The following is a 16,022-nucleotide window of genomic DNA, read 5'->3' on the forward strand; positions in this document are numbered from 1 at the left end:
GGCGCACAGGCTAGTATCACCTGAGCACCGCTGCCGGGAGCCTTAAATTTCGGTCATGTCAGCACCGCGAGTCTCAGGCATCAAGCGAATAGCGATCAGAGAAATGATGCAGACGATCACCAGGTAGTAACCGACGGAGGCGACGCCGTAGGTCTTGTTCAGGTAGGTGGCCACAAACGGGGCGATAGCGGCACCGAGGATCGAACTGACGTTATATGCAATGCCCGATCCGGTGTAGCGAACGTTGGTGGGGTAGAGCTCGGGGAGAACCGCAGACATCGGGCCGAAGATCAAACCCATGATGAACATACCGATGAGCAAGAACATTAAGACGCTGAACTCTGTGGCGCGGTCGGTGCCCAGGAACAGTGGGAAGGACAGACCGAAAGCGATCATGATCACTGACACCGCGGTGAGGGTGGTTTTACGGCCACGGGTATCTGCCAGGCGGCCGGCAAGGGGGATGCCAACGAGGAAGGCGAAGATGGTGGCAAGCTGGATTTTAAGGAAGTCGATGTAGGGGATTCCGAGACCAACGCCGGCCTCTTTGTTACCGATGCCGAAGGACAGGATCCAGGTCGTGATCAGGTAGAACATCGTGTAGCACGAAACCATCACGAAGGTGCCGATGACCAGAGGCTTTGCGGAGGTTTTGAAGACGGTGGCCAGGGGCATGCTGACCTTCTTGCCACTGTTGACCGCAGTAGTGAACACGGGGGTTTCTTCAAGCTTGAAGCGGACATACAACCCGACGATGACCATTACGGCGGACAGCAGGAAGGGGATGCGCCAACCCCACTCCATAAAAGCACCGGTGGTTTCACCGTTGGTGTGGCCAAGTGAGCTCACCAGAACGAGGAACAGGCCATTGGCGGCTAGGAATCCGAAGGGTGCGCCTAGTTGTGGCCACATAGCGGCCCATGCGCGCTTTCCCTGGTCGGCTGTTTCTGTGGCTAGCAGTGCTGCGCCAGACCATTCACCGCCAAGGCCCAAGCCTTGGCAGAAACGCATGAGGGCCAGTAAGGCGGGGGCGGCGAGGCCGATGGTGCCGTAGGTCGGCAGGCAACCGATGAGGAAGGTGGCGATACCCATGGTGAGCAGCGAGCCGACGAGGGTTGCTTTGCGGCCGATGCGGTCACCAAAATGTCCGAACATGACGGAGCCCAGCGGGCGGCCGAGGAATGCTAGCCCGAATGTTGCGAAGCTAGCCAAGAGGCCGACCGTCGGGTCTTCATTTTTGGGGAAGAACAAGAATGGGAAGACCGCGACGGCTGCGGTGGCATAGGCGTAGAAATCATAGAACTCGATCGTGGTGCCGATCGTCGAGGCAATGATGATGCGCCGCTTGGTTGTCGCATCTAGTGGGGTTCGCTTGTTTGCGTGTGGCTGCTGTTGGGTTGCCGACTCAGTCAGTGTGGCTGTCGTGTGATTCGTTGACATGGTGGACGATGGTAGCAAGAAAAGTCCACAATATGAAAACTCGCGTCCCGTATTTCGGGAATCGCCTGTTCGGTGATCGCCACGTGACGTTGGGAGGGGTGATTGGCTGGCGCCTGATGTGCATGGTGGGGTGGGGTTGATAATCCTTGAAATGACATAATGTACATTATCGGCTTAATTCTTGAAGGGCGTTTATGGGTGCGGATGGTGATGCCTATGCCTACCGCGCCTGTCCGCAACGTCACGCCGGGCCGCTACACCTTCTCTAGGGTCAGCCTGATGTTGAGCTCGCCCTGTTCGTCGATCACTGCCGCCACAAACTCTGGCGTCTGGACGTCAAAGTCCAAACGGTTGATCGGCACGGTCCCACCAATGATCACTCGGTTACCGGTGCGCAAAATGTCCAATGGCGCATCGATGTTCTTGCTCACTCCATGCAGGGTTAGCACGCCTGGCACTGTTACGTGACCCACAGTCCCGTCGTCCGGGATGCCGTCAATCGACACGGGCTCATCGACGGCAAAAACTGCCTCGGGGTAATCCTCGGTGTGTAAAATCCCCCGGCGCACATTGATATCTCGCTTTTCGACGTCCGTTTCGAGTGTGTCCATTGAGACCACGATTTTTGCTTGGGTCAGCTGTGTGCCCGTTACCGTCACTGTGCCTGTTACGTCGTGTGTGGAGCCCGAGGTGTCCTTATCTTCGCCGGGCAAAATTTCATGGAAGGTGTAGCCCACCGAGGTCATATTCGCGCCGCTGCCGTGGATGACCTCCCACGTGCCCTCCATGTCGATGCTCGCGGGCAGCGCGTCGTCGGTGTGGATCTCCGCCGTCTTGATGCCTGTACTTGTTAGCGCCTTATAGACTACTGGGCCGACGCTCGCGAAGGCCAACAATACGATGGCGACGATGGTCAGGACAACGAACGGTGAACGGGACACAGGCTTCATAAGCAACTAGTTTAAGCCCCCTGCGGACAACAGAGGCATTGGCCTAGCGATGGGCGTGGTGTTCAGCCGAATGCGCCAGGCGGATAAGTTCCTTGACCAGCTCGGTGAGCTCTGCGGTGTCGGCGCCGTCTTCAATGGCTGTGAGGATGTCCTCAGCGCCGCAGCGGAGCTCAAACAAGGCGTCGCCCAGTGCTCGCGATGTACCAACAGTGGCGTGGGCTGCGACCGCTGTGGCCTGCTGGGCTTCTGTGGCGGTCTGCGGCTGTCCGGTGGCGGAATTAGTGCCTGTGGCGTCCTTGCGCACGACGAGGAGGTTCCGGCGCTCGTAGGCGCGTTGTTTACAGGAGTTACTGCAGTATTTCTTTCTGCGGCTCGCGGCTGGATCGAGCTCTTTACCGCACCATTGACAAAAGGCCGGTGCGTTGATTGCCCGGCTACTGCGCTTTTTGGGTGATGACGTCGGCTGGGTTGCGGTCGCAGCAGACGTGTCTGCGGCGGTGGGTTCGGGCGTACTCACACAACGCACTATAGCGCACGGTGGTACAGTGGTCACTTGTTGTTTAAGGAGGAGACACTTTGGCAGATCGAGTTCTTCGCGGTAGCCGCATGGGCGCCGTGAGTTATGAAACAGACCGCGATCATGATTTGGCCCCCCGCCAGATGGTTCGCTACCGCACCGATAATGGCGAAATTTTCGAGGTGCCTTTCGCTGATGACGCTGAAATTCCCAGCGAATGGCCGTGCAAGAATGGCATGACAGGCACCCTCATGGAGGGCGAAGGCCTAGAAGCCAAGCCGGTGAAGCCTCCGCGTACCCACTGGGATATGCTGCGCGAACGCCGCAGCATCGAGGAGCTCGATGAGCTCTTGGAGGAGCGCATCGAAAATCTTCGTAAGCGCCGCCGTAATGCAGCTCGTCTGCTGAAGCAGCAGCAAGAGGAAGCCGCCGCAGCGCAGGCGGAAGCCTCGAAGTAGCTAGAAACATAAAAGTTCCCTCACAGCCTGGTGCCTGTGAGGGAACTTTTTATGCTGGTCAGTGGTGTCAGCGCTAGATGTTGTGCTTCTTGCGGAAGCGCTGCAGTTCGTAGGTGGCGATCTTCTTGGTTTCTTTGAACGCCTCGGTGATCTGCTCGCCACGGTGGGCAGCACCCCACTTGGTGACCTCCAACAAAGAATCTTTGACGAAGCTTCCGTCCAACTTGGATTCGCCGATTTCGCGTTCCGTAAAGGTGATCGGCACCTCGCGTACGTCGTAGCCACCGTGGACTGCCCGCCAAGCCAAATCCACCTGGAAGATGTAGCCTGCGTTGGATAGCTCGTCGAGGTCCAGAGCCTCAAGGAGCTCACGCCGGTAGGCGCGGTAGCCGGCAGTCATGTCGGACAAGCCGGCGCCCAAAGCAAGCGAGATGTAGATGTTTCCGCCCTTGGACAGAACCCAGCGCTTCTTTGGCCAGTTGACGACCTTGCCGCCGGGAATGTAGCGGGAGCCGATCACCAAATCAGCACCGTTGTCGATTTCTTCTAGCAACAGGTGCAATTGTTCGGGTGCGTGGGAGCCGTCGGCGTCCATTTCGCACAGGACGTCGTAGCCTTTGTCGAGACCCCATTGGAAGCCGGCGACGTAGGCGCCGCACAGTCCCCCTTTGCCTTCGCGGTGGAGCACGTGGATGTGCTCATCGCTTTCTGCCATGCTGTTGGCGCGTTCCCCGGTGCCGTCGGGGCTGTTGTCATCGACGATGAGGACATCAACCTCGGGGGCTGCTTTGCGCACGCGCCCGGTAATGAGCGGGAGGTTTTCCAGCTCGTTGTAGGTCGGGATGATGACGAGAGTCTTCACTGTAGTCCTTGGCTCCTTATTATCCGTTGGTGTTTTCGGTTGTGGGCTGAAGGTACGTCTAGGGTCAGCGGGCTGCCTGACCCTGTCGTTTGCTACCGCTTCCTGTCAGTCCTTCTTAGCTCTTCGAGCCGCTAGGAGCGCTGCAATAGCGCTTAGCCAGCCGAAAACCATCGTTAGGTATTCGACCACATTGCCATAGCGTGCCGCAAACGTCACAGTCGTGCTCAACGGTACGGAATCGATGAGTGTCGCGGCTTCAAAAATCCCGGACTGCTGCGTGACCTGCCCATTTGGAAGGATGATGGCGCTGGAACCGGAGGTTGCAGCAACAATGACAGAGCGGTCTAATTCACGCGCCCGCAGCCGCGACATGGCCAGTTGCTGGTAGGTCATGTCGGTGAAACCGAAGGTCGCGTTGTTGGTGGGGGTGGTGAGTATTTCTGCACCGGCTTTGACGGCGTCCCTTCCTGCAGCATCGAATGCGACCTCGTAGCAGGTCGATACGCCCACCCCAAGTTGCTGGCCGTTGTGATTGATATGTACTACCCCGTTGCCATCGCCGGGCACGAAGTTTCCCGCCTGGTCGACGTATGGGGAAAAGAGACGGAAGAAACTGCGGTAGGGCATGTACTCGCCGAAAGGCTGGAGGTATTTCTTATAGTGCCTCTCCCCTGGCCCAGTGGTGGGGTCGAACACAACGACGGTGTTGTGGTCTTCGGGGTCGCGCGTGAGGGTGCCGACCAGCGTGGGGGCGTTCGCGTGGTTGACTGCGCGGGTAATGGAAGCCATTGCGGTGGGGTCGCTAAATGGGTTGACGTCCGAGGCGTTTTCAGGCCAAACCACCAGGTCGACGGGCTGGTCGATGCTTTCGGTTTGTTTTACATGGTTGTTTAATACGGCGCGTCGCTGGGCGTTGAAGTCCAGCCCCATGCGTGGAACGTTGCCTTGCACTGCCGCTACTTTCAGCACATCGTCTGATTTTTCGGCCGCTTGCGCTGAGTTGTCTTGGTCGATGGTGAGCCATGCGCCGCTGCCAAATACTGCTAGCAGGCCGGCCACGCTCACGGCTGTGGGCGCAATTATTGATGACGTCGCGGTCCGTGCGCTGGGCTGTCCACGCAGGCGCAATGCGGCGCTAACGAGGACAAAGAGTGTGGCGCTGCACGCAACAGTGGCGGTGGTGACCAGGGAGGGGCCGCCAAGTGCAGCGAACCCGACGAGGGGGCCATCGACTTGACCCCAACTGATGCGTCCCCATGCGAAACCATCGAAAGGCCACGTGGAGCGCAGCCACTCCGTTGCACTAAACATCAATGCGAACGCGGCTAGGGCCCAATAGCGTCGCCTGTGCGCTAGTGACGTCGCGGCGGCTGCGAACAATCCGACGGGGATGCTGTAGAGCGATTCGGTGATAGCAAGCGCAATATAGGGCATTTTGCCTACGAATACGCCGATCCATGGCAGGAGGAATAAATACAGCGTCAGCCCGTGAATGAGTCCGACAAGAGCCCCCACGCGTAGACGGGGGCGGTCATCACATCCCCAGGGTGCGGCGGCAACAAGTAGGAGGGTGATCCCGATGATTCCTAGGCGCCAGTGGCTATGCGGCGCGTAGGACATAAACACCATCCAGCCGGATAATGCCGCCAGCAGGCCACGCGCAGCGGAGATGGCAACAGCGGTGCTACGCGACGTCATTGTTTATCGTTGCTGCCTGTGTCCGTGCCGAAGTCTTCCGGGGTGATGGTGCGCGACCACTGGGAGATGTCCTCATCTGAAGGGGCGGAGCCATCTGCGGGACTGCCGTCTTCGTTGATGACGAAGGTTCCATAACTGGCGGAAGCGCCACCGGACGCACGCATCGATACAGTCTCGAAGGCTCTGCCGCCGAATTCCTCAAGGCGGCGCCGCAGTTGGCGGGCAAGAAGCTGCCTAACCAGAACACGCGTTGGGGCGATGATCAGCAGCAGACCAGCAATAGTGGTAACGAAGCCCGGCAGCGCTACCCCGAAAGCACCGGCGGCGACAAGACCAAGATCCCCCGCAGCAGCACCCAGTTTTTCTCTTCCAGCCTGCAGCTTGCGGGCGATCGAACGCATCTCTACCGCGGCGAGCATCAGTCCGCCGAAGAAGAACGCGATGAGAGCGACCAGGGCCCAACCGGTGCCGATGAGCTTGGACACGCCGTAGAAGGCGAGCGCCTCAATCAGCAGATAAGGAATAACAACTACTAAAGGCATGCCCGCCAGTCTACTTGCCTAACCACTTCCCGCGGCGACAGCACCAGGGGTTGATCGCTAGGAGCGTTCCTCCAGTTCACCCTCCATATCAAGGAAGGTCTGGCGCAGAGTATCCAAGGCTTCCTGGGTGGGTTCCTCCCACAAGCCGCGGTCGGCAGCTTCCAGCAAACGTTCGGAGATGTCCTTGAGCGCCCACGGGTTGGACTGCTCGAAAAACTCGCGGTTGACCGGGTCCGCCACATAGGTGTCGGTCAGGGTCTCGTACATCCAATCGTCCATCAGGCCGGTGGTCGCGTCGTAGCCGAACAGGTAGTCAACGGTGGCGGACATTTCGAATGCGCCCTTGTAGCCGTGGCGGCGCATCGCCTCAATCCACCGGGGGTTGACCACGCGAGCGCGGAACACACGGCGGGATTCCTCGTGCAGGCTACGGGTCTTGACGGTTTCCTGGCGGGTGGAGTCACCGATGTAGGCCTCGGGGTCTTTACCCGTCAATGCGCGCACGGTGGCGACCATGCCGCCGTGGTACTGGAAGTAGTCATCAGAGTCCGCGATGTCATGTTCCTTGGAATCCATGTTCTTCGCAGCGACCTGGATGCGCTTGTATGCCTGGCGCATTTTCTCGGCCCCTTCGACACCTTGGATGCCGCGGCCATAAATGTAGCCGCCCCAGGTTGTGTAGACCTCAGCCAAGTCGGCGTCATCACGCCAGTTCCCGGACTCGATCAGCTCGAGTAGACCAGCGCCGTAGGTACCGGGCTTGGAGCCGAAAATTCGGGAGACGTGGCCCTCGGGTAGCTCTCCCCCACCCTGTTCAGTAGATTCCTCCGCGGCGTGGGCCTTGACGAAGTTTTGTTCGGCTGGTTCGTCTGCGTGCGCGGCCATTTGCACGGCGTCATCAAGAAGGGACAACACGTGCGGGAAGGCATCGCGGAAGAAGCCCGATACGCGAACGGTGGTGTCGATGCGGGGTCTGCCTAGTTCCTCCAACGGGATGAGCTCTAGGGAGGTCACGCGCCGGGAGGCTTCGTCCCACAGGGGGCGGACACCCAGCAGGGCGAAGACTTCGGCGATGTCGTCGCCGGATGTGCGCATGGCGGAGGTACCCCACACGGATAGGCCGACAGAGGTGGGGTATGCGCCGTCGTGTTCGGATTGGTAGCGCTCGATGAGGGAATCTGCAAGCAACTGGCCGGTTTCCCACGCCAGTCGGCTGGGCAGAGCCTTGGGGTCGACGGAGTAGAAGTTGCGGCCGGTGGGCAGGACGTTCATCAAACCGCGCATGGGGGAACCCGAAGGGCCCGCCTCAATGAATCCGCCATTGAGCGCGTGCAGGATCTGGGTGATTTCCCGCGGGGTTTGGGCCAGGCGGGGCACAATTTCGGTGCAGGCGAACTGAAGGATCGCGCGGACGGTGTCTACATTGGCGCTGTCCGGCAGAGTCGCATTATTGATGACGCCGTCGATGGCCTCAGCGTTCCAGCCTGCCGCATCCAGTGCGACGAGCAGATCGCGAGCGTAGTTTTCAACTTCGTCGACTCGGGTTCGGCTTTCGTCGCCTTGTTCGCTCAACCCTAAGGCTTCGCGCAGACCGACGACGGCCATTTCGCCGCCCCAGAGTTGGCGGGCGCGCAGCATCGCCAGGATGAGGTCGATGCGGACGTCTTCCGAGATTTCCTCGCCGAGGATGTGCAGTCCGCCGCGGATCGCGACGTCCTTAATCTCGCACAACCAGCCGTCAATGTGCATGAGCATGTCGTCGAAGACGTCTTCGGCGGGGCGTTCTTCCCAGCCGAGGTCTTTGTCCATTTGGGCGGCGGTGAGCAGCGTCCAAATCTCTTGGCGGATGGCGGGGAGTTTGGCGGGGTCCATCGCGGCGATGTTGGCGTGCTCGTCCAACAGCTGCTCCAGGCGGGTGATATCCCCGTAGGTTTCGGCGCGAGCCATGGGGGGAATCATGTGGTCGACGAGCACCGCGTGCGCGCGGCGTTTAGCCTGGGTGCCTTCACCGGGGTCATTGACGAGGAAGGGGTAGATCAGGGGCAGGTCGGCTATAGCTTGGTCGGTGTAGCACTCGCTCGACAAGCCCACTGCCTTACCGGGAAGCCATTCCATGTTGCCGTGCTTACCCATGTGGACGATCGCGTCCGCCCCAAAAATTTCACGCAACCAGAAGTAGGTTCCCAAGTAGTGGTGGTTGGCGGGAAGATCAGGGTCGTGATAGATGCCCACTGGGTTATCGCCGAAGCCGCGTGGGGGCTGCACCATGACCACGACGTTGCCGAAGACCAGGCCGGCGACGTAGATATCTTGGGTCTCGGGGTTGACGTAATGCGTGCCGGGGGCTGCACCCCAGTGCTCCGTCATTTCCTCCCGCATAGCCGCAGGAAGAGTGTTAAAGAAAGCCTTGTAATCCTCGGCGCTGACCTTCAGCGGGTTGGAAGCCAAGACCTCTTCGGTCAACCAGTTCGGGTCGTGGCCGCCTGCGTCGATGATGGCGTGCATAAAGGTGTCGCCATCCATGAGCGCAGGGTCGTCGTTATAACCGGGGATCGCGGAGGTGTCGTCCAGGTCGTATCCGGCATCATGCAGCGCTTTGAGCACGCGCAACGTCGATGCCGGGGTGTCCAAGCCCACAGCGTTACCGATTCGGGCGTGCTTGGTGGGATAAGCCGACAGCATGACGACGATCTTCTTGTCCTCATTGCGCAGGTGCCGCAGGCGGGCGTGCCTGTACGCGATCGACGCTAGCCGTGCGCAGCGCTCGAGGTCCGGAACATAAGAGATCAACCCGTCGGAGTCATACTCTTTGAAGCTGAACGGGATGGTGATGATGCGGCCGTCGAACTCCGGCACCGCAACTTGGGTGGCGACGTCCAGGGGGCTCAGGCCGTCATCATTATCCTCCCAGTCGGCTCGGGGATTGGTCAGCGCGAGACCTTGAATGATCGGCACATCAAGTTCCGCGAGCTGCTTGACATCCCAGGCCTCATCATCACCGCCGGCACCCACACCGGTGGGTTTGGTGCCACCGGCAGCGAGCACGGTGGTGATCAGCGCATCCATGGTGCGAAGCTCATCAAGCAGATCATCCGGGGCCTGACGCAGCGACGCGGAAAAAATCGGCACCGGGGTGGCGCCACGTGCGGCAATAGCGTCGCACAGAGCCTGAATGTAATCGGTGTTACCGGCCAAATGCTGCGCGCGGTAATACAGCACAGCAATCCGCGGTGACGCTCCCTCATCCTCGGTGTGAACGGATTCGGTCTGATAATCCAGGTGCCCCCAGAAAGGCATGCGAGATGGCTGCTCGAAACCAAAACCAGTCAACAAAATCGTGTCAGATAGGAAGTTATGCAGGTTGACCAGGTTCGCTTCCCCACCCTCAGCCAGGTAAGTGTGCGCCGTCGTCACCACGCCAGCGGGAACAGTCGATAATTCCGTCAGCTCCGCATCCACAGCGAGTTCGCCCGAGACCAAAATGACCGGCTTGCCACTGGCCAACACGTGATCCACGCCGGATTCCCACGCCCTGCGACCGCCCAGCAGACGCACGATCACGATGTCCGCGGCGTCAAGATGCTCATCCAGTTTGTCTAGACGTCCACTAAAGCGGTTGGCGTTGGCGTAGGAAAAATCCACCCCCTCGTGGCGGGACGCTGCCTTGGCCGTCAACAGGTCGGTGTCAGAGGTGGTGAGTAGAAGAATCACGAGAAACTGCCTTTCTGGGAAAACGCGCCCAGGGTAACGTTGGAGACATTCATCACGACCCACAAGGGTCGATGTGCGCGCGCGGGGGTGGTCTGACTATGACAGTGGCGCGACCGTGCCGGATTTGCACCGGATTCACCCACGCTGCGCGGTGGACAATATCCCCCAAAGGGGCTTTTGACAGCCTACCCCAGCTGATGGTGAGCCCGCCGTATCGATAGGGTTAAACACTATGTCTGTAGCTGATTCTTATCACCTTGGCGACCGCACTCGCTCCGACGGGTGCCCGGGCGCTCTGAGCATGCACAAAGCCAAGGACGGACGCATCGGTCGCGTGCGCGCGCCAGGCGGTCGGGTTACCTCGCGGCAGTGGGAAGCCCTCGCACACATGGCGGAAGCTTTCGGCGACGGTCACATCCACCTCACGACCCGCGGCAACATCCAGATCCGCGGTATCTCCGAACGCGACATGGAGGCATTCGCTGAGGCGTGCGAAGCCGGCGGTTTTCTGCCCAGCCGCGAGCACGACAAAGTACGCAACATTATCTCTTCCCCCATGGCTCACAGCCGTTACGCCGAATGCGACGTCGCGTGGATGGTTGCGGAACTCGATGACGCGCTGATTGCGTCCCGCGACGTCATTGGTCTATCCGGCCGCACCTTGTTCGGTATCGATTCGGGTGAGGGTGACATTGTGGCCCAGCAGCCCGACTTCGGTGCCGTATTGTCCACAACCAACCCCGAGGAAACCCAGATTATTGTGGGTGGTTGCCCCATCGACCTATTCGTCTCACATGATGACGTCGCGGAGGCCCTGGTCGCAGCTGCCTCACGCTGGCAAAAGATCCGCGGTACCGCCTGGCGCGTGCAAGAAAAGCCGGAGGTGTTGCCCGACCTGATCGACGCGATCACCACCGCCGTGGAGTGCCTCGATATCGACCGTGTCACCCATGATGGCGCCCGCGATCACGCGAACGCCTACGCGAACACTGCGAACACCATTACCCCACCCCAACGGGGCGCCTTCCTGGATGATCCGCGTCCGATCGGATGGCTCCCCCACCCCGAAACCGGCGAAGTATCCCTGGGATGCTCACTGGCGTTCGCACACATGTCGGCTGATGCCGCACGCATCCTCGCCGCAGTCGACCGACCCATCGTCGTCACCCCCTGGCACAGCCTGGTTATTCATGACCTCCCGGAGGCTGTCGCCGAACGCCTAGTGGAAATGCTCGCACCCCGCGGCATGCTCTTCGACCAACAGTCCCCCTGGGTGCAGGTCAGCGCATGCCCGGGTATCGCAACCTGCGAAAAATCCCATTCGGACACCAGAGCGGATGCCGTCAGCTTCATCCGATCCATGGTCGACGCGACAGACGAGCACACACCCGAGGCGCCACATGGACACAACAACCTGCGGGTGCACTTTTCCGGCTGTGTGCGCCGCTGCGGCCACCCACAAGGCGCCTACGTGGACTACCTCGCCACCGGCGACGGCGAATACGAGGTGACCGAAGTGACCAGCCCAACCCCCGTGTAGCGTAGAAACCCATGAACCACAACAGCACCGAGCAGTTCGGCCCCCACAACTACATTACTGACGGGGCAGAAATCTACCGCCGCTCGTTCGCAATGATCCGCGAGGAAAGCAACTTAAGCGGATTCGACCCAGCGCAGCAAACCGTCGCCGTCCGCATGATCCACGCAGCGGGCCAGACTGACCTCGCCGAAGACATCGAATTCTCCCCCAACCTGGTGCCGGCCGCGCGCCGGGCCCTGGAACAGGGTGCCCCGATTATTAGTGACGTCAATATGGTTGCCAGTGGCATTACGCGCAAGCGTCTGCCAGCCGACAACCCCGTGGTGTGTTTGCTGAAAGACCCGCGTACCCCTGAGCTGGCGGCGCAGCTGGGCACGACGCGCACGGCTGCCGCAATGCAGTTGGCCGGGGACATGCTTGATGGTGCGGTGGTCGCCATCGGTAACGCCCCCACTGCCCTGTTCCACCTGCTTAATTGGTTTGCGGATGCGGATGCCCGGGGTATTGCGCGGCCGCGGCCTGCCGCAGTGCTGGGTATTCCGGTGGGGTTTGTCGGCGCTGAGGAATCAAAGCAGGCCTTGAGCGATGTCGCCGCTGACCTTGGGTTGGAGTTTGTGACGGTTCATGGCCGCAGGGGTGGTTCGGCGATCACCTGTGCTGCTCTTAACGCACTCGCGGCGGAAAAGGAGATTATGTAGATGACGCACTCCGCACACACCCCGGCAGGTTCGGCTGCTTCCCGCACAGCACCCTTCGGTAGTGATGACGCCGCGTGGGATCTGCCGGGCACGCTCATTGGGGTTTCCGTCGGCCCGGGGGATCCGGAACTGCTGACACTCAAAGCTGTGCGCGTCATCGAGCAAGCGGATGTGGTGGTGTACCACTCCAAGAAGGGGCGTCCTTCTGCTGCTGCAATCCCGGCCGCAGACTTACTCGAGGCGGGGCGTCAGCGCGGCCAACACCATGTGCATTTGGAGTACCCCGTCACCACGGGATCAACCGACCACCCCGGCGGCTACGCAGGGGCGCTCGCAGAGTTCTATGTTGACGCCGAGCGCACCATCGAGCAGTTCCTAGCCGAAGGTAAAACCGTCGCTGTCCTGGCCCTCGGTGACGCTCTGCTTTACAGCTCCTATCAGCACATTCACCGCATGTTTGAAGCGCGGTGCAACTGCGAAGTCATCCCCGGGATTAGCTCTATCGCTGGGGCTACCGCGGTTGTCGCTAAACCGTTGGCCGAAGATGACGAAACGCTGGTCGTCGTATCCGGTACCTTGGAAGAAGCAGAACTACGCCGCAAACTTGCCGACGCAGATTGCGCCGTGGTGATGAAACTCGGCCGCGCGTTTAACAAAGTGCGCTGCGCACTAGAACACGCAGGTATGCTCGATCGGGCCGTGCTGGTTACCCGAGTGGGCATGGACGGCCAAAGCGCTCAGCCGGTGCGAGACGTCGACGCATCAACCGTGCCCTATTTTAGTGTCGTCATTGTTCCTTCCGTACTTGCGCAACAGGACAAGATTCGTGCGAGCGTTCCCAAACGCGACGTCATTGATAGTGCAGCTGGAACAGCTGGAGAGGTCGTGGTGGTGGGCCTGGGGCCGGGCGCGCAACGATGGACCACCCCCGAAGTCCAACACGAGCTGGAACAAGCCACCGACCTTGTCGGTTACTCGACCTACATCAATCGCGTTCCGCAACGCCCCGGCCAGCGGCGTCATTTGTCCGACAATAAGGTCGAGGCAGAACGCGCAGCCTTCGCACTCGACATGGCTAAACGCGGCCGCAGGGTAGCCGTCGTATCCTCCGGCGACCCGGGTGTGTTCGCTATGGCCGCAGCCGTGCTCGAGACCGCTGACGATGATCTGTGGCGCGAAGTACCCGTGCGCATCATTCCCGGGATGACAGCCGCGCAAGCCGTCGCGAGCCGCGCCGGTGCACCCCTAGGGCACGACTTCGGAATGATTTCTCTATCTAACAGGCTCAAACCCTGGGAACAGATTGAAAAACGCATCCGTGCCTTGGCCAGCGCCGACATGGCTTTCGCTGTGTACAACCCGGCGTCGAAGGAACGACGGGAACACATCGAGCGCCTCAAAGAAATCGTCTCCGAATATCAGGGGCCGAACACCCCGGTCATCGTGGCGCGCGCAGTGGGCTCTGAACAGGAAAAAGTAACGATCACGACACTTGAAGCGTTTGATCCTACAGTTGTCGACATGCGGACGATGGTCATCATCGGTGCATCGACTACCCGTACCTACGACGGCCCCCAGGGGCCTCGCGTGTACACATCACGCACGTACGGGTTGAGCTAACACCGCATAATCGGCACCCCTCATGCCGGGAAAAGCACTACGCAGGGCTTCGCATAGTGGCAACCAATCCGGCATACTAAGACAGCAACATCGTTTTGCGGGGCATCGTGACCCCGCACCCTTTGAAAGGTGATGAAACACATGCGCGTAAACCGACGCATCACTGCGGCTATCGTCGCAACCGGTCTGGCTACTTCCCTTGCCACGACCCCCTCTTATGTTGCGCAGGCAGCAGACACCGGCAGCAGCGACATCAGCACCTCCAGCGAGGGTTTGTTCGACTCCGGCAATAAGGGCGAGGACAGCGAACTCATGCAGACCCTGATCACCATGGCCACCATCGGATTGGTGCTTGAGGGCATCGGCATCCTCATCGGCCCGGCACCTGCATTTATCAAGCACATCCTCGGAATCCGCTAAAGCGGTCTTTTAAAGCAGCGCCTCACAGGTGTCGTAAGCTTCTTTCGCGGTAGCGACAATGGCGCTGTGCCCCTTAGGGAGAGCGGGTCGATCGACCACGATGACATCCACTCCCAGTTCTCGGGCGGCCACCAACTTGTTGTAGGTAGGCCCGCCCGAGTTTTTTGTCACCACGACATCAATCTGGTTGTCGATCAGAAGCTTCTTCTCGGAGTCAAGGTCGAAAGGTCCCCGGCTGAGAAGAATGCGATGGCGTGGCGGCAGCTCCACACTGGGCTCCTCCACACACCTGATGACATACAGCGCGTGAGGATCCTGGGCGAAAGGAGCCAACTGTTGGCGTCCGATAGCCAGAAACACGTGCCCGTACCGGCTGGCACGTTGGGCAGCTTCGTGCATCGAGGACACGTGGGTCCACCTGTCCCCCGGCTGCTCCTCCCACTGCGGACGCTGCAGCCGAACCAGCGGAACACCCGTTGCCCTACACGCTTCCGCCGTAGATAGGCTGATTTTCTCTGCGAAAGGATGGGTGGCATCAACCACCACGTCAACACCATTGTCGACGATCCAGCGGGCAAGACCCGCAGGCCCACCGAACCCGCCGATGCGCACTTGGCCGACGGGCAAACGCGGCGTCGACACCCTGCCTGCCAACGATGATGTCACCGTCCATCCGGCGTCACGCAGCAATCGGGCTAAGTCGCGAGACTCCCCCGTGCCACCCAAAATAAGCGCTGTTGGCTGCATGACCCGAGCCGGCCCCCGGCGCGGCCGCGTGTTCCCGACGCCTACTGCACACATGGGATGGTTCGGCCGTGCTCGTCGCGGGGGCGGTCATCGGAATAGAGGTAACTATCGGGAAAACCCGATGCCCCCAAAACCTGCCCCACAATGATGATCGCTGTGCGGGTGATGCCAGCGTCGATGGTTTGCTGCGCGATAGTCTGCAGCGTGCCGCGAATGATCTGCTCCTCCGGGCGAGAAGCGAACGCCACCACAGCCGCCGGGCAATCCACGCCGTAGTTATCCACCAACTCCAAGACCACACGCTTGATGTCGTGCGCCGCCAGATGAATGCACAGCGTGGCTTTGGAAGCACCAAGGGTGGCTAAATCTTCCCCCTCCGGCATGGCGGACGCCCGCCCACTGACCCGGGTGAGGATGACCGTCTGCCCCACCGTAGGCACCGTCAATTCGTGACCCAGGACTGCCGCAGCCGCAGAAAAAGACGCCACACCGGGGACGATCTCGTAATCGATCCCCAATGCAGTAAGGCGGCGTGCCTGTTCCGCGAGAGCCGAATACACACTTGGATCCCCGGATTGTAGACGTGCGACATCGTGCCCCGCGGCGTCAGCACGCGCAATAATCTCCGTGATCTCGTCCAGCGGCATCCGGGCGGTGTTGATGACCTCGGCGTCTTCGGGGCAGCCCTCCAGCACTTCCGGGGGGACGATGCTGCCGGCGTACAGGCACACGCGACAGGAGCGAATCAGTCGGTCCGCACGCAGGGTGAGCAGGTCAGCGGCGCCGGGGCCGGCTCCAATAAAAAATACTGTCATGAGT

At 60.4% G+C, this 16,022-nt stretch carries 14 protein-coding genes; 5 read left to right on the top strand and 9 right to left on the bottom strand.

Going from position 1 to position 16,022, the window contains the following annotated elements; genetic code table 11:
- Positions 1-42: 42 nt before the first annotated feature.
- The 3 genes from L1C91_RS00225 to L1C91_RS00235 all read right to left on the bottom strand — a co-directional run bounded on the left by L1C91_RS00225 (position 43) and on the right by L1C91_RS00235 (position 2,907).
- Positions 43-1,440, bottom strand: a complete 1,398-nt coding sequence (locus L1C91_RS00225; protein WP_234857459.1) for an MFS transporter — start codon at positions 1,438-1,440, stop codon at positions 43-45.
- 254 nt (positions 1,441-1,694) lie between these two features.
- Positions 1,695-2,390 carry a YceI family protein gene (locus tag L1C91_RS00230; protein WP_234857460.1) on the bottom strand — a complete coding sequence of 232 codons (696 nt, stop codon included), beginning with the start codon at positions 2,388-2,390 and terminating at the stop codon, positions 1,695-1,697.
- A 43-nt stretch (positions 2,391-2,433) separates the two neighbouring features.
- Entirely contained in the window at positions 2,434-2,907 is a 474-nt protein-coding gene (locus tag L1C91_RS00235) for a hypothetical protein (RefSeq protein WP_234857461.1), read from the bottom strand.
- A gap of 59 nt (positions 2,908-2,966) precedes the next feature.
- On the opposite strand from L1C91_RS00235, the gene L1C91_RS00240 reads away from it, so the two are divergent.
- On the top strand, positions 2,967-3,365 hold the full coding sequence (locus L1C91_RS00240) for an RNA polymerase-binding protein RbpA (RefSeq protein WP_234857462.1): 399 nt from the start codon (positions 2,967-2,969) through the stop codon (positions 3,363-3,365).
- Positions 3,366-3,438: 73 nt separating this feature from the next.
- Here L1C91_RS00240 and L1C91_RS00245 read toward each other — a convergent pair whose 3' ends face one another.
- From L1C91_RS00245 to cobN, 4 genes are all read right to left on the bottom strand, one after another.
- On the bottom strand, positions 3,439-4,227 hold the full coding sequence (locus tag L1C91_RS00245) for a polyprenol monophosphomannose synthase (protein ID WP_234857463.1): 789 nt from the start codon (positions 4,225-4,227) through the stop codon (positions 3,439-3,441).
- A gap of 105 nt (positions 4,228-4,332) precedes the next feature.
- On the bottom strand, positions 4,333-5,925 hold the full coding sequence (lnt, locus tag L1C91_RS00250; RefSeq protein WP_234857464.1) for an apolipoprotein N-acyltransferase: 1,593 nt from the start codon (positions 5,923-5,925) through the stop codon (positions 4,333-4,335).
- On the bottom strand, positions 5,922-6,467 hold the full coding sequence (locus L1C91_RS00255; protein WP_234857465.1) for an FxsA family protein: 546 nt from the start codon (positions 6,465-6,467) through the stop codon (positions 5,922-5,924). Before L1C91_RS00255 ends, lnt begins: the two co-directional genes overlap by 4 nt.
- A gap of 57 nt (positions 6,468-6,524) precedes the next feature.
- Positions 6,525-10,178 carry a cobaltochelatase subunit CobN gene (cobN, locus tag L1C91_RS00260; protein ID WP_234857466.1) on the bottom strand — a complete coding sequence of 1,218 codons (3,654 nt, stop codon included), beginning with the start codon at positions 10,176-10,178 and terminating at the stop codon, positions 6,525-6,527.
- 232 nt (positions 10,179-10,410) lie between these two features.
- On the opposite strand from cobN, the gene L1C91_RS00265 reads away from it, so the two are divergent.
- The 4 genes from L1C91_RS00265 (at position 10,411) to L1C91_RS00280 (ending at position 14,456) form a co-directional block, all read left to right on the top strand.
- Positions 10,411-11,718 carry a nitrite/sulfite reductase gene (locus tag L1C91_RS00265; RefSeq protein ID WP_234857467.1) on the top strand — a complete coding sequence of 436 codons (1,308 nt, stop codon included), beginning with the start codon at positions 10,411-10,413 and terminating at the stop codon, positions 11,716-11,718.
- A gap of 11 nt (positions 11,719-11,729) precedes the next feature.
- Positions 11,730-12,416 (top strand): precorrin-8X methylmutase, encoded by a 687-nt coding sequence (locus L1C91_RS00270; protein WP_046204290.1) that lies wholly within the window; start codon positions 11,730-11,732, stop codon positions 12,414-12,416.
- Positions 12,417-14,036 (top strand): precorrin-3B C(17)-methyltransferase, encoded by a 1,620-nt coding sequence (gene cobJ / locus L1C91_RS00275; RefSeq protein WP_234857468.1) that lies wholly within the window; start codon positions 12,417-12,419, stop codon positions 14,034-14,036.
- Positions 14,037-14,177: 141 nt separating this feature from the next.
- Positions 14,178-14,456, top strand: coding sequence for a hypothetical protein (locus tag L1C91_RS00280; protein ID WP_234857469.1), 279 nt, complete (start codon positions 14,178-14,180; stop codon positions 14,454-14,456).
- Between the two features lie 9 nt (positions 14,457-14,465).
- On the opposite strand, the gene L1C91_RS00285 is transcribed toward L1C91_RS00280, so the two are convergent.
- A complete protein-coding gene (locus L1C91_RS00285; RefSeq protein ID WP_234857470.1) occupies positions 14,466-15,203 on the bottom strand; it encodes a cobalt-precorrin-6A reductase in 738 nt (245 codons plus the stop codon).
- 41 nt (positions 15,204-15,244) lie between these two features.
- Positions 15,245-16,018, bottom strand: a complete 774-nt coding sequence (cobM, locus tag L1C91_RS00290) for a precorrin-4 C(11)-methyltransferase (protein ID WP_234857471.1) — start codon at positions 16,016-16,018, stop codon at positions 15,245-15,247.
- Between the last annotated feature and the right edge of the window lie 4 nt (positions 16,019-16,022).

The sequence above is a fragment of the Corynebacterium argentoratense genome (assembly GCF_021491455.1).
Lineage (GTDB): Bacteria > Actinomycetota > Actinomycetes > Mycobacteriales > Mycobacteriaceae > Corynebacterium > Corynebacterium argentoratense_A.

What these genes read in the sequence shown, in the direction of transcription:
- L1C91_RS00225 (WP_234857459.1), bottom strand. Translation starts at nt 1,440, where the DNA reads ATGTCAACGAATCACACGACAGCCACACTGACTGAGTCGGCAACCCAA.
- L1C91_RS00230 (WP_234857460.1), bottom strand. Translation starts at nt 2,390, where the DNA reads ATGAAGCCTGTGTCCCGTTCACCGTTCGTTGTCCTGACCATCGTCGCC.
- lnt (WP_234857464.1), bottom strand. Translation starts at nt 5,925, where the DNA reads ATGACGTCGCGTAGCACCGCTGTTGCCATCTCCGCTGCGCGTGGCCTG.
- L1C91_RS00255 (WP_234857465.1), bottom strand. Translation starts at nt 6,467, where the DNA reads ATGCCTTTAGTAGTTGTTATTCCTTATCTGCTGATTGAGGCGCTCGCC.
- L1C91_RS00265 (WP_234857467.1), top strand. Translation starts at nt 10,411, where the DNA reads ATGTCTGTAGCTGATTCTTATCACCTTGGCGACCGCACTCGCTCCGAC.
- L1C91_RS00270 (WP_046204290.1), top strand. Translation starts at nt 11,730, where the DNA reads ATGAACCACAACAGCACCGAGCAGTTCGGCCCCCACAACTACATTACT.
- cobJ (WP_234857468.1), top strand. Translation starts at nt 12,417, where the DNA reads ATGACGCACTCCGCACACACCCCGGCAGGTTCGGCTGCTTCCCGCACA.
- L1C91_RS00280 (WP_234857469.1), top strand. Translation starts at nt 14,178, where the DNA reads ATGCGCGTAAACCGACGCATCACTGCGGCTATCGTCGCAACCGGTCTG.
- L1C91_RS00285 (WP_234857470.1), bottom strand. Translation starts at nt 15,203, where the DNA reads ATGCAGCCAACAGCGCTTATTTTGGGTGGCACGGGGGAGTCTCGCGAC.
- cobM (WP_234857471.1), bottom strand. Translation starts at nt 16,018, where the DNA reads ATGACAGTATTTTTTATTGGAGCCGGCCCCGGCGCCGCTGACCTGCTC.